This is a genomic window from Desulfotomaculum sp., from assembly GCA_003513005.1.
In the GTDB taxonomy this organism is placed as follows: Bacteria; Bacillota; Desulfotomaculia; order Desulfotomaculales; family Nap2-2B; genus 46-80.
Window position 1 is genome coordinate 1 of sequence record DOTD01000031.1, and the last position, 12,973, is coordinate 12,973.

At 44.8% G+C, this 12,973-nt stretch carries 14 protein-coding genes and 3 pseudogenes; 16 read left to right on the forward strand and 1 reads right to left on the reverse strand.

The features are described from left to right. The 16 genes and pseudogenes from DEH07_03100 to DEH07_03175 all read left to right on the forward strand — a co-directional run. Positions 1-193, forward strand: a 193-nt coding sequence (locus DEH07_03100) for a hypothetical protein (GenBank protein HBY03529.1), incomplete at its 5' end; no start/stop codon positions are given. Between the two features lie 148 nt (positions 194-341). After that, positions 342-575: pseudogene (locus DEH07_03105) on the forward strand (permease). A 151-nt stretch (positions 576-726) separates the two neighbouring features. After that, positions 727-1,562 (forward strand): annotated as a pseudogene (metF, locus tag DEH07_03110) (methylenetetrahydrofolate reductase [NAD(P)H]). A gap of 261 nt (positions 1,563-1,823) precedes the next feature. Continuing rightward, complete coding sequence (locus DEH07_03115) at positions 1,824-2,051, forward strand: hypothetical protein (GenBank protein ID HBY03530.1); 228 nt, start codon at positions 1,824-1,826, stop codon at positions 2,049-2,051. Positions 2,052-2,075: 24 nt separating this feature from the next. Then, positions 2,076-2,381, forward strand: coding sequence for a hypothetical protein (locus tag DEH07_03120; GenBank protein HBY03531.1), 306 nt, complete (start codon positions 2,076-2,078; stop codon positions 2,379-2,381). Between the two features lie 62 nt (positions 2,382-2,443). Further along, positions 2,444-2,803, forward strand: a complete 360-nt coding sequence (locus DEH07_03125; GenBank protein ID HBY03532.1) for a hypothetical protein — start codon at positions 2,444-2,446, stop codon at positions 2,801-2,803. A gap of 22 nt (positions 2,804-2,825) precedes the next feature. Continuing rightward, on the forward strand, positions 2,826-3,215 hold the full coding sequence (locus DEH07_03130) for an iron-sulfur cluster assembly scaffold protein (GenBank protein ID HBY03533.1): 390 nt from the start codon (positions 2,826-2,828) through the stop codon (positions 3,213-3,215). Positions 3,216-3,399: 184 nt separating this feature from the next. After that, positions 3,400-4,194 carry an ATP-binding protein gene (locus DEH07_03135; protein HBY03534.1) on the forward strand — a complete coding sequence of 265 codons (795 nt, stop codon included), beginning with the start codon at positions 3,400-3,402 and terminating at the stop codon, positions 4,192-4,194. Between the two features lie 36 nt (positions 4,195-4,230). Then, positions 4,231-4,629 (forward strand): dinitrogenase iron-molybdenum cofactor, encoded by a 399-nt coding sequence (locus DEH07_03140; protein ID HBY03535.1) that lies wholly within the window; start codon positions 4,231-4,233, stop codon positions 4,627-4,629. Continuing rightward, positions 4,626-5,003 carry a dinitrogenase iron-molybdenum cofactor biosynthesis protein gene (locus tag DEH07_03145; GenBank protein ID HBY03536.1) on the forward strand — a complete coding sequence of 126 codons (378 nt, stop codon included), beginning with the start codon at positions 4,626-4,628 and terminating at the stop codon, positions 5,001-5,003. The genes DEH07_03140 and DEH07_03145 overlap by 4 nt, the downstream gene beginning before the upstream one ends. Positions 5,004-5,011: 8 nt before the next feature. Next, positions 5,012-5,857 (forward strand): (4Fe-4S)-binding protein, encoded by an 846-nt coding sequence (locus DEH07_03150; protein ID HBY03537.1) that lies wholly within the window; start codon positions 5,012-5,014, stop codon positions 5,855-5,857. Further along, complete coding sequence (locus DEH07_03155) at positions 5,854-6,714, forward strand: (4Fe-4S)-binding protein (protein ID HBY03538.1); 861 nt, start codon at positions 5,854-5,856, stop codon at positions 6,712-6,714. The genes DEH07_03150 and DEH07_03155 overlap by 4 nt, the downstream gene beginning before the upstream one ends. Positions 6,715-6,772: 58 nt before the next feature. Continuing rightward, the gene (locus DEH07_03160; protein HBY03539.1) at positions 6,773-7,282 is read left to right on the forward strand and encodes a hypothetical protein; all 510 of its coding nucleotides are present in this window, start codon (positions 6,773-6,775) and stop codon (positions 7,280-7,282) included. Positions 7,283-7,624: 342 nt separating this feature from the next. Beyond that, positions 7,625-8,038 (forward strand): MarR family transcriptional regulator, encoded by a 414-nt coding sequence (locus tag DEH07_03165; protein HBY03540.1) that lies wholly within the window; start codon positions 7,625-7,627, stop codon positions 8,036-8,038. 34 nt (positions 8,039-8,072) lie between these two features. Continuing rightward, a pseudogene (gene feoB, locus DEH07_03170) lies at positions 8,073-10,088 on the forward strand (ferrous iron transport protein B). Between the two features lie 200 nt (positions 10,089-10,288). Continuing rightward, positions 10,289-10,504 carry a ferrous iron transport protein A gene (locus DEH07_03175; protein ID HBY03541.1) on the forward strand — a complete coding sequence of 72 codons (216 nt, stop codon included), beginning with the start codon at positions 10,289-10,291 and terminating at the stop codon, positions 10,502-10,504. Positions 10,505-10,936: 432 nt separating this feature from the next. On the opposite strand, the gene DEH07_03180 is transcribed toward DEH07_03175, so the two are convergent. Next, positions 10,937-12,802 carry a hypothetical protein gene (locus tag DEH07_03180; protein HBY03542.1) on the reverse strand — a complete coding sequence of 622 codons (1,866 nt, stop codon included), beginning with the start codon at positions 12,800-12,802 and terminating at the stop codon, positions 10,937-10,939. Positions 12,803-12,973 lie beyond the last annotated feature (171 nt).

Sequence of the window (12,973 nt, forward strand, 5' to 3'; positions counted from 1 at the left end):
GATGCATATAAAGAAAATGAAGATATCCGGGCAGTTTCAAAATGTTAAAACTGCATCATTCTATGCCAATATCAAATCCTATCTTGAAACGTGTTACAGGAACGGAATTAATGAATTCTATGCAATGCTTCGACTTTGCAGAGGGGATCCTTTCAAACTGGAAGAAATTCTTAATGCTGCAGAACAAGGCTAGAAATTAGCCTTGTTCTGCATGTCTATTTTTTGGGCTGTGAATAGTAACCATTTTAAGGAATACTTTAGCGTTTTTTTCTCATTTGTTATAGCCATTATCATGGGAGTGGTGATAAAATGAAAGGACTCATTAAGCGATATAAGTTTTTTGGGAAGAACGTTAAACCACGATCAAGCTGATGGGAGAAAAGTCCGGCTTTTTGGGTGTAGTAATAGCGTTTATTTTGGGTTCAGCAGCCGCCGGACCTTTATATGCGGCTTTCCCTGTTGCAGGTGTTCTTCTTAAATAAGGGGAGCACATTTTTAATGTACTTATATTTATTGGGGCATGGTCAACAACAAAGATCCCCATGCTGTTTTTTAAGGCTTCTTCAATGGGCTGGGTATTATGATTTATTTCAGGATAATGCTCAAATATGACAAAAAAAGCCTGAAACAGTATTGAGCGTTTGAAAGAACTTGCTGCTGCCGCTGTAAAAGAAAATCTGAGAAAGGCTATAGCGTGAAGTAAAAGAATTATTCAAGGTAAAAACGGTGCTGTCCTTCGAGGTTTTCCCACCAAAAAAACCTCTCCTCTGGATACTATCTATAAAACGCTGAATGAACTTGTTAATCTTTCTCCCGACTTTATCAGCGTAACTTACAGCGCAGGCGGCAGTGACAACAGCGAATCAACCATTGCAATCTCATCAACTATAAAGAATCAATATCACATAGAGTTTGTTGCCCATCTGACTTGTATCAGCCAGACTAAAGAGGAAGTCCTCTCCCTGCTGGAACGGCTGAAAGCCAACAATATAGAAAATATATTGGCGTTAAGAGGTGACATTAACCCGGACATTCCTCCAAAGCAGGATTTTAAGTACGCCAGTGATTTGATTTCCTTTATCAGGAAAAACAGCGATTTTAACATTATTGCAGCCTGCTATCCGGAGGGGCATAGAGAGGCTGCCAGCATTGATGCGGATATACACAATCTGAAAATCAAAGTAGAAAATGGTGTAGATCACCTGATTTCTCAACTTTTTTTCGATAACAACTATTTCTACGCATTTCTGGAACGGGCAGAACACGCAGGGATAACTGTGCCGATAGAAGCAGGGATAATGCCGGTTGTGAATAAAAAGCAAATTGAACGGATGGTATCGCTGTGCGGAGTTGATCTTCCCAGAAAGTTCACCGCTATGATGAACCGGTATGAAAACAATCCTGTAGCAATGCGCGACGCCGGAATCGCCTATGCTGTCGATCAGATTGTAGATCTTGTTTCCCAAGGTGTTGACGGTATACACCTTTACACTATGAATAACGCTTATATTGCTCAAAAGATTAACGAAGCTGTAAAAAGCCTGCTTATCTCCCCGCGCTAGGAATAGGGCAGAGAGCAATAAACCGGAAACATTATGAAAAGGTATCCTGGTTTTAAAGGGATAGCCCCTTTGCTGTAAAATAAAAGCACAATTACATGAGAATTATTTGTGTAAGAACGACGAATCAAATGGTTGCGCCGTTTTTATTTTTTACAGGCAGTTTTTTAAAACAAATAAAAAATGGTTATTGACATATATCAGAATCAATATATAATATAAATTGAATGTGACATATGTCAATTACATTGGGAGGTGTTGAATATGCCAGGAAGAGACGGTACAGGTCCGGCAGGCTCGGGTGGCCGTGGCGGTCAAGGCCGTAAATCCGGAAGCGGATTTGGCGCAGGTAGAATGAGAGGACCTGCAAGCGCAGGCCCGGGTGGTTTTTGTGAATGTCCGAAGTGTGGGACAAGAGTAGCGCACCAAGTTGCAACACCTTGTATGAATATTAAATGCCCACAATGTAGTTCATCAATGGTCAGAGTATAATCAGATAGAAAGGAGATGTAATTAATGCCAGGACGAGATGGAACTGGTCCGATGAGGCAAGGATCAATGACCGGCAGAGGTTTGGGATTTTGCGGGACGAATGTTTCTAGATACGGCGCCGGCTTTGGAACTGGATTAGGGCTTGGATGCAGGCGAGGTTTTGGACGAGGTTTTGGACGAGGTTTTGGTATGGGTTTTGGACGAGGTTTTGGTATGGGTTTTAATGCAGAGCAGACTTCCTTAAAAACACAAAAAGAGTTACTTCAGGAACAAAAAGATTTGCTTCAAAGCCGGCTTGAGGCTATCAATAGGCAATTGGAAAACTTGTAACAAGCGGCAGGAATAGCCGGAGAAGTCTCTGGCTATTCCTGTTTAAAACGAGGTTAAAAAATATGCCAAGACCAAGAAAATGGAGAAAAGTCTGTTGCCTGCCTGAAAGCAGCCGGTTTGGGCCTCTTGATTCCCCGGCAAATACGGAGAACCTTATCAATATGACAGTTGATGAGTACGAGACTATAAGGCTTATTGACCTGGAAGGATTCACACAGGAAGAGTGCGCCGGTCAAATGAATATATCACGTACAACTGTTCAAGGTATTTACAATAATGCACGAAAAAAGGTGGCAGAATCTCTGGTAAATGTGAAAGTGCTTCTTATCGAGGGCGGAGAATATCAGCTTTGTGACGGTTACGGGGAGTCTTGCGGCAGGGGTGGCTGTCATAGACACAGGTACGGTAGAAACTTTTTATAAAAGAGTATAGAGGTGGTTAACTATTTATTCAGATAAAGTGATTGAACATTTTATGAGCCCACAAAATGCATATAATATGCCGGATGCTGATGCTGAAGGAAGTTATGGAGATCCAACCTGCGGAGATGCGTTAACGTTTTATTTGAAAGTAAAAGATAACTATATTCAAGAGGTAAGCTATCTTGTTTTTGGTTGTTGCGCGTCAATAGCTACCTCAAGCATGACATCTGTATTGGCGAAAGGCAAAAGCCTGGAAGATGCGTTAAAGATAACTGAAGAAGATATTATAAATGCTCTTGACGGACTTCCTGAACATAAGGCGCATTGTTCCAATCTTGGAGTTAGCGCTTTGCGTAAAGCAATCGGCAATTATTATGAAAAAACAGGGAGACTTGCCCCCTCCAAAGACTAAAGCGCTTACCTTTCTTGAATAAATTTTTAACTTCGTATTGTGCTTTTGGATATACTAATGTATAATCATATGAGCATATGCTCATTAGGTAGTATTGTAATGGTAAGGAAAAGATGTATAGGTTTTAAGAGCGGCGCCAAATAAATAAAGGCTAATAACTGTAACATTAGAAAGGGAGAGCTGGATGTCAGAGAACGCATGTGCAGGAGAAGCTTCGAATGCGAAACCAGAGATTCTTGAGCAGAGTGAGTTTAACAATATCAAACATGTGATTGCGGTAGTCAGCGGCAAAGGGGGTGTCGGCAAGTCTTCAGTCAGCGCTTTGCTGGCGGTTGGATTAAACCGGCAGGGATATAAAGTAGGGATATTAGACGCAGATATTACCGGGCCAAGCATTCCAAAAATGTTTGGATTAACCAGTCCGCCTGGGGTTTTGGATAATCGTATTATTCCAGTCAGGACAACTAACGGTATCCTTGTCATTTCATTAAATTTATTTCTTATGGAGGAAGACGAGCCTGTAATCTGGCGCGGTCCGCTGCTTGGAAGCGCCGTCAAACAATTCTGGACGGATGTCATTTGGGGGGAACTTGATTACTTAATTATAGACCTGCCGCCGGGAACCGGAGATGTGCCGCTGACAGTTATGCAGTCTTTTTTCTTATATGGTTTGGTAGTAGTTACTTCTCCTCAGGACCTGGCATTTATGGTTGTTAAAAAGGCTGTCAAAATGGCTGGGCAGATGAATATTCCGATTTTAGGAATGGTTGAAAATATGAGTTTCTTAATATGTCCCGGCTGTGGGAAGAAAATTGATCTGTTCGGGCCCGGAAAAGCAGAGGAAACAGCCCGTACAACAGGCATGAAACTGCTTGCGGTACTGCCCGTTGATCCCAAATTGGCCAAGTTCAGTGATTCAGGCCAGATAGAACTATATGACGTTAACCCCTTTAATGAAATTAACTTAATTAAAGAATAGTACCCAAAAAATCTATCTTAAAAACAGGAGGTCAAAATGATAAAAATAGCAGTAGCGGATGAACACGGTTTTGTTTCAGGGCATTTCGGACACTGCCCCGTGTATACTCTTTTTAATGTTGAAAACAATGAGATTAATGAAAAACAAACCATCCCCACTCCCGGTCACCAGCCAGGATTTTTACCGGGTTATCTGGCCTCAATGGGTGTAACCCACATTATTGCCGGCGGCATGGGTCAGCGGGCGCAAATGTTATTTGTTCAAAACAATATCGTTACGCTTACAGGAGTAAGTGGTCCTGTAAATAAGGCAGTTGAGGACTTTTTAGCCGGACAGTTGGAAATGGGTGAAAGCACATGCGACCATGGTCACGGTCACGGTGATGGCCATGGGCACGGAGACTGTCATGAGGAAGGAAGGGGATGTCACGAATAAAAATAGCAATCAGCGCAGAAGGAAATAATATTGAGGCAAGAGTTGACCCCCGCTTTGGAAGGTGCGAATATTTTGCAATTACAAGCGAAGATAAGGATCAGTGGGAACATATATCCAACCCCGGCGCATCTGCCGGAGGGGGAGCGGGTATTCATACTGCCCAGGAATTAGTTAACAGGAAAGTTGAGTATGTGCTGACCGGACGCATTGGTCCTAATGCTATGGATGTATTGCAGGCTGCCGGTATAAAAGTATATACGGGAGCGTCCGGGACGGTCCGGGAAGCGTTTGAGCAGTATAAAAACGGTCTTTTAACACAGTCTTCTACAGCCAACGCCAGCCCTCACGAGGGTATGGGCAGGGGAAGAAAGTAGGAGTTAAAATGTTTATTGCTATAGCCAGCGGTAAGGGCGGCACAGGTAAGACCACTATTGCAACGAGCCTTGCCCTGGCCATCAAAGAACAGTACCAAGTACAATATATTGATTGTGATGTCGAGGAACCAAACGGCCATATCTTTCTAAAGCCTGAATTAAATCAGCGGGAACCTGTGACGGTAGAGATCCCAAAGATTAATTTTGACTTATGCAGCTTTTGCGGCCGGTGCGCTGAAATATGCGCTTTTCACGCTCTGGTTGCGCTTCCGGGAAATGTCCTGTCTTTCACGGAACTCTGCCATAGCTGCGGAGGTTGTATGTATTTTTGCCCTGAAAAAGCAATTTCACCTGCAGAGCAGGAAATCGGCTGGATAGAGGGCGGGTTGGCTGATGGAATAGAATTTATGCAGGGGCGACTGAAAATTGGCGTTGCAGTCAGCCCCCCGCTTATCCAGGCAGTTAAAAGAAAGCGTCTGCCCGGTGCGGCAGTTATCGCAGATGTCTCACCGGGTACCTCCTGCCCAGTAATTAAAGCGGTGGAAGGCGCCGATTTCTGCATACTTGTTACTGAACCAACTCCCTTTGGTCTTCATGACCTGGAACTGGCGTTCGAAATGATTCGGGAATTAAAGGTCCCCGGAGGAGTGGTTATTAACCGCTCAGATGGAAACGACGAAGATGTGGAAAGGTTTTGCAGGGACAGAGGGATTCCATTGCTCATGAAATTTCCCTTCAGCCGTGATATTGCGGTTAACTACGCAAAGGGATTGCCGTTGCTTGCAATAAAGCCGCAGTGGAAGAAAGACTTGATAGATCTGTGGAGAAAGTGTGAGAGGATGGGAAGAAATTGAAGGAACTGGTGGTTGTCAGCGGTAAAGGCGGTACTGGTAAAACCTGTATCACAGGTTCATTTGCCGCGCTTGCTCAAAACAAAGTCCTGGTTGACTGCGACGTTGACGCCGCCAACCTGCATCTTCTTCTGGGACCAACACAAAATGATCAACAACCCTTTTACGGGATGCCGAAAGCAGTGATAGACAAGGAAAAGTGCAGTGAATGCGGGATTTGTGCAGACCTTTGCCGTTTCGACGCGATTAAGGAATTTGAAGTAAATTCATTGGCATGTGAGGGATGCGCTGTTTGTTACCATGCCTGTCCCAACGGAGCTATCCAAATGGCTGAGCATTTATCAGGATATCTGTATATATCTGATACGAGGTTCGGCCGGCTTGTACATGCCCGTTTGGGTATAGGTGAAGGTAATTCGGGCAAGCTTGTAGCCGCTGTCCGTCAGCAAGCGAGGAAAATTACAGAAGACAACCGGTGTGATCTCATTATTACCGACGGCCCGCCCGGTATAGGATGCCCTGTTATTTCATCTCTTTCAGGCGCAGATTTGGCCTTGATTGTGACCGAACCAACGCTGTCCGGTCTTCACGATATGGAAAGGGTACTTACCCTGGTTGATCATTTTGAGGGGAAAGCGGCAGTTTGTATTAATAAATTTGATTTGAGCATTTCGAACACTGAAGAAATTCAACAAATATGTAAGGAAAAGGGTGTCCCTGTAGTTGGGAAAATACCATATGACAGGGAAGTAATCAAGGCCGTCCGTGCAGGCCGTCCCGTAGTTGATTACACAAGCGGAAAAGTCAAAGACAAGATAATAGCGCTCTGGGATGAAACAAAGAAACAGATTGCCCTGTAAATTCAATTCAAAAAGCAACGGTGATAGTTGTATAAATTAATAGGAGATTACCTGTAAGATGAGCTACAATTATGTGTCGGATGATATGTGGAAGGTGTTAGCGATAGATTTCGCAAAAAGATGGTTGTCCCATGATGGTTTGTGGTTTCAAGCGGCCGAAAGCCGCTTTGGAATAGATGAGGCGATTGCTTTAGATATTAATGCCTGGGAGAAATATACCGTTTTGGAAGCCGAACGAATTATGGGTCTTTTAAAAATAGAAGCAGGCGGAGGTTTGGAATCACTGGAACAATGCCTTAAATACCGTATGTATGCATTTATAAACGAACAGGAAATTATCCGTCCCGACGAGAAAACATTAATATTTCGCATGAATAAATGCCGGGTACAGTCCGCCCGTAAGAGAAAAGCAATGGAACTCTTCAAATGCAAACCGGCCGGCCTGGTTGAATATAGCGTATTTGCAAATACGGTTGATAAAAGAATTAAGACAAGATGTATTGGATGCCCCCCGGATGAGGCGCCCTTAGATAAATGGTACTGTGCATGGGAATTTACAATTAAATAGCTAAATAAAATGATAATCCTGCAGCAATGCGCGAAGCCGGAATTGCTTATTCCGGTTTCGCTAAATATATTGCTGTATTATTTATTTTGGAAAAAAGTCCCCGGTTATAGTAAAAACCAGCCGGGGACTAATACTTTTTTTAGAAGAATTGTCCGAATGTAATAAATAGGGCAAGCCGGTTCTATATAAAATGTCTGATTTAAAATCATTGTTATTGCTATAAAATATTTTATGCTTCATGGTTGACAAAAGCTGTCAAAGGCAGTACACTATAGCTTGAAAATCAAACAATTAGATATTATTATTATCATAAATTAAAATATTAAGAAGTTGGTGGCTATTATGGTTGACAATCTTACAAATGAACTAATCCGCTTTATAAGCAGTTTTACTTCATGGGAATCGTCAGTAGTCCGGTCCGGCGATTTAACCGTTTCTGAAGTTCATGCAATGGAGATACTTGGCCAGTGCGGTGAAATAAACATGAAGAATCTTGCCCAAAGATTGGGTGTAACAACAGGAACTACAACAGTAACGGTAGATAGGCTCGAAAGAAAGGACTACGCCAGAAGAAACCACATCCGTGAAGACCGGCGGGTACATCTGATCAGCCTGACTGATAAAGGAATAAAGGCGTTCAAGGAGCATCATAAGTTTCACCTTGAGCTGACCAACCAGATACTTTCAACAATATCAGAAGAGGAGGCCAGCCAGTTACTGGTCATTCTTCAGAAAATAAACAATGAGATCTTATAAATATTCATCGGTTGATATAGGAGCCTGGCATTAAATGAGGCCGGTCAAACATAAAGAAAGCCACAAATCATCGTCTCATAATCTAAAAAAGATCGTTCTTGTCGGAACACCGAATGTAGGCAAAAGTGTAATTTTTAATTTCCTCACCGGCGCTTACGTTACTGTATCCAATTATCCCGGCACTACCGTCGAGATCTCCTCCGGTAAAACGAAAATTGAAGAAACGTGGGAGGTTATCGATACTCCGGGTATGTATTCACTTCTGCCAATTACTGAGGAAGAACGGGTTTCCCGCTCCCTCCTTCTGGAAGATAACCCGGAGGTTGTTTTGCACATTATCGACGCCAAAAATCTCGAGCGCATGCTCAATTTGACAATACAGCTCATCGAAGCAGGCCTGCCGGTTATACTAGTCATCAATATGATTGATGAAGCTGATAAGTTGGGAATTAAAGTTGACCACGCAATACTGGAATCCTTAACCGGAATTCCCGTAGTTGCTACTTCCGCCACCTCAGGATACGGCCTGAATATGCTTAAGAAGACTATCTGGGACTATTATCAGAACAACATCCGCGGAAAGCAGGCTTAAGATATGGAAACTGCGATGTTAAAACTGCCTGTCTACGATTCATTAATCGAGAAATCACTGTTGAAGATAGAAGATCTTCTGATTAATAATTTTAACCTGTCAAAACGGGCGATTGCCCTGTTGCTATTACAGGGTGACGAGGAGATACATAAGATCGTGTCTGACCGGGACCTGAAGAATTATAAGACAATAGAAAGAATAGTTGCAGATACCCAGGCCAACTATAAGGAACCGCTTTACTTTGTTGTAAATCTGCAGAGGCAGCATACGGCAACCCGGCTTTCTGATCAGGCCACATCTGTGCCGGAAGAACCACGGACCAGTTTCAGCGAAAGTATCAGCCGGCTGACCATGCAGCCGCTGACCGGCGTTCCCATTCTCCTTCTCGTTCTATACTACGGGCTGTATAAGTTCGTAGGTATTTTCGGGGCGGGAACACTGGTCAATTACCTTGAAACCGGGTATGAGAGCATTGTTAATCCCTGGGTCAACAGACTGCTTGAAAGCTATGTCCCCTGGATTTTGATTCAGGAACTGCTGGCGAAGGATTACGGGATCATAACACTGGGTTTCCGCTATGCTTTGGCTATTGTCCTGCCGATTGTGGGAACCTTCTTTATTGTTTTCTCAATCATCGAAGACACCGGTTACCTGCCGCGCATGGCTATGCTGGTTGACCGGATATTCAAGAGCATAGGTCTAAACGGCCGGGCAGTCATCCCGATGACACTGGGCTTCGGCTGTGACACCATGGCGACCATGGTCAGCCGGACTCTGGAGACTGCCCGTGAGAGAATAATTGCCACTCTTTTATTAGCCCTGGCGATTCCATGTTCGGCGCAGTTGGGCATTATTCTGGCTATTCTTTCAGGAAAACCGCGAGCTTTGGCTCTCTGGGCAGGGTTCATGCTGCTGATCTTTTTACTTGTAGGCTACTTGGCAGCCAGGATGCTGCCGGGCGACCGGCCCAGCTTTTATATGGAACTCCCCCCGATGCGCTGGCCGAACTTGAAAAACATATATATAAAGACGTATACACGGATGCGGTGGTATTTTTTAGAAATTATGCCGCTGTTTATCCTGGCCAGCGTACTGATCTGGCTGGGCAATATTACCGGAGTTTTTCAGCAGTTAGTTGCCTGGTTGACTCCAGTGGTAAATAGTCTTGGTCTGCCGGACACAATTGCGCAGGTTTTCTTATTCGGTTTCTTCCGGCGTGATTACGGAGCCGCCGGGCTGTATGATTTATATAAGACCGGAATTCTCAGCAATATACAACTGGTAGTGACTGCCGCAACCCTGACTCTGTTTGTTCCCTGTATTGCTCAATTCATCATCATGATTAAAGAGCGCGGGCTGAAAACCGCTGTGGCGATTGCTGTATTTATCTTTCCTTTCGCATTCATTTCAGGGTATGCGCTTAACTGGCTGATCCTTATAACGGGGGTGAAACTGTGAATAAATGCTCATTCTGCGGCCACGAATTTTCAGACGAGGCTGCGCAGAGCTGCGCCAGTTGTTTTCTGCGACGCTTATGCGGCAAACTGAAATGCCCGAATTGCGGATATGAAGTTTTTATAAGGCGCCCGGGAATAATCAGCCGGTTGAGGAGAAGGAAGGATAACACCGTCACAGCGGAACAAAGATCTCTTGCCGATTTGCATGTTGGAGATCGGGGACAGATTTCGGGTTTTTCAACATACGAGCCGAAGAAAATCAGAAAACTTATGTCGTTGGGGATTTACCCCGGTTTGCTGATTCGCCTGCTGCAAGTATTCCCCGCATACGTTTTTCAGGTCGGGTTTACCCAGATTGCGGTTGACCGGGAAATCGCCCAGGAGATTCAAGTAACTCCGTCCGCTGGTCAGTCTTGACCAGCGAAGCCTCCCGCCACTTCATTTCATAACAGCAAGAGCATTTGAACACCAATATTCATATGATGTTAATGAAAAACCAGGAAAGAGTGATCTGCGTGACTCACGAGACTACCGGTTGCTGCAGCCGGAATTGCATAGACGCTATATTAATTCTTATACTCCTGGTCATACTTATAATCGGTTTTACATGCAGCGGTATTTGCAGGTTTCCTGGCAAGAGTTAACGAAAATTAAATAAATAAGGGAAAACCGCGCCCGATACTAATTATATACCTGCGCGGCTTTCCCAGTTACCATTTTGGAGGAAAATCATAGGACAAGGGCAACCCAGACTGCAACTTTTGGGGCATATATAATCCCGGGATGACCGAACTTCGTTTAATTTTGGAAAATGCTAAAACGCGGCTCCGGTATACCTGTATAAATTAATTATATCGCAGTTAGAGTAAGGTCGTCGAAATGCTGGTTTCCCGAGCCGCCGGATAAAAGGTAGATCCTGGTGACCGGCGCCCCGGCCGGTACTTTGATGGTCATTGCCGTCATTGACTCCCAGCCGGTTCCGGTATTTTTATATCCGGAATCATAGGGAACTGTCTTCGTGCCGTTGCTGAAACGGAACTGGATGACAATCCTGGCGCCTTTCGCGGACGTCCCCTTTTTCGTACGGGCAGTCAGTTTGTAGATACCCGGAGAGAGGGTGAGGTTCTGGTAGAAGTCCCAGTTATATGTGTTTGTCAGGTAGTAGTTGCCGTTTGTGCTGTTTATTTTCGCCGAGTTGTTGAGATTAACCCAACCCTGGACACCCTGGCTGAAATCCCCGTTTTTAATTAGATTGCCAACCGCATGCTTGACTTCACAGTAAACAGATGTGGATACGGCAGTATTTCCGGTGTCGTCTCTGGCGATTGCCCTCAGGTAATAGGCGCCATCCTTGAGGTCTTTAATATCCCAGGATATTTTCCAGGTTCCCGACAGACCGTCGCCGCTGGCCAGTTCGGCGAGACCGATGCCTGTCCAATTCTGCTGGTCGACAGAGTAGGAGAAGGACAGTGAGCCGACACCCTTATTGTCGCTTGCCGCAGCTTGAAGAGTTGCGCTGTCATCTGTCAGAATGCTGTCTTTAACCGGCGCCGTCACGCTTACCTGAGGCTGCTGTGTATCAGATGCAGGTGGTGGTGTCGGCTCAGTCGTATTGTTTGACAGAACCTTGTTCAGCAGACCCAGACCGCATAGTTCCTTCGGGACCAGGGACGACTTGGCTGAGAGAATCTTGTAGCTTGAGTCCGCAAGAGAGGGCGCCCAATTGCAGAAGTAGAGCCAGTTCGAAATAAAACCGGGATAGGGTGTCGTACCAGTCCCGTCAACTTTAGCCGTAATTGTTCCGCCTGATTTGACCATCACTTTGCTGGCCGTGTTGGCAAACCTTTGCATGTCAGTAGAGCTGAAAATTCCGCTTTGATAAGCCAGTCTGACAAATTCTATATCATAAAGGCTGTGGTCCATGTCCTCAACCACTGTTCCATACTGGCTGTTGTCTGGATAATAGTTCCACTTGTAGCTGTTCGTGGAAGAGTTTAAAATCAGGTATTGCTTGAAATAGTTGGCGATTTTTGTCGCTTTGGTCAGATAGGTACTGTCTCCTGTCGCCTGATAGACGGCGAGCATGGCGCTTCCCATAGCCAGGTTCATGTTTATCGGCCTGTCCAGATGCATCATATTTCCTTCCTCGTACCAGCGGCAGTTGACATCGTAATACTGGGGTTTGTCCCTCATATCGTGAATGGCAATAGCGTCCTCGGCGGCGGCCAGGTATTTGTCCGCCTTGGCCTGGTATGCCGATAAGGAGGGATCTTTTTTCACGCCGGCGGCAAAAAGGGCAAGGGGTGTTATGGTTAAACCTGTTTGCACGGCATAGATGACGTACTGTTTATAGTCGGTGTATTTGCCGCTGCGCCAGGCCGGCAGGGAAAGTCCGCGGTAGTCTTTAACCCCCCGCACGCTGTCCCGGCGGGTTAAAAAAGTATCTGCATGCCCGGTGAACTCATCAAGGTATTGCTTGTCCCCGGTGGCTTCGTACATAAACAGATACGCCCTGAGCAGGTAACTTTCATCCCAGGCGATCAGGCTGTCGTCTACCCTGGTTTTGTAATATTCCCAGCTGCTAGTTCTATTCATTTTGGTAAAGAGCGATTTGGCATTTGTTGGGGATACGGCGGATTGAGCGGGTTTGGCGGTGAAGATCGTCCCTAAGAAAACAAGCGCTAAAAAAATGTTAAATACTTTCTTGGCAGTCATAATATAGTTAAACCACCTTTTAATAGATTCTTCTTGTTTTCTTAATTACGACAATATTCGACCGAAACCTCCTTTTTTCGCCGTCCAATTGTTTCCTCACCTGGTTCCATTTATGAAAAAAAACCCCCGAAAGGGATTTTAAAGATATTAAGCAGTTAGATAGCAACCTTG

Coding starts and splice junctions, on each gene's coding strand:
- DEH07_03180 (HBY03542.1), bottom strand. CDS start 12,802: ATGACTGCCAAGAAAGTATTTAACATTTTTTTAGCGCTTGTTTTCTTA.
- DEH07_03125 (HBY03532.1), top strand. CDS start 2,444: ATGCCAAGACCAAGAAAATGGAGAAAAGTCTGTTGCCTGCCTGAAAGC.
- DEH07_03140 (HBY03535.1), top strand. CDS start 4,231: ATGATAAAAATAGCAGTAGCGGATGAACACGGTTTTGTTTCAGGGCAT.
- DEH07_03160 (HBY03539.1), top strand. CDS start 6,773: ATGAGCTACAATTATGTGTCGGATGATATGTGGAAGGTGTTAGCGATA.
- DEH07_03165 (HBY03540.1), top strand. CDS start 7,625: ATGGTTGACAATCTTACAAATGAACTAATCCGCTTTATAAGCAGTTTT.
- DEH07_03135 (HBY03534.1), top strand. CDS start 3,400: ATGTCAGAGAACGCATGTGCAGGAGAAGCTTCGAATGCGAAACCAGAG.
- DEH07_03150 (HBY03537.1), top strand. CDS start 5,012: ATGTTTATTGCTATAGCCAGCGGTAAGGGCGGCACAGGTAAGACCACT.
- DEH07_03115 (HBY03530.1), top strand. CDS start 1,824: ATGCCAGGAAGAGACGGTACAGGTCCGGCAGGCTCGGGTGGCCGTGGC.
- DEH07_03120 (HBY03531.1), top strand. CDS start 2,076: ATGCCAGGACGAGATGGAACTGGTCCGATGAGGCAAGGATCAATGACC.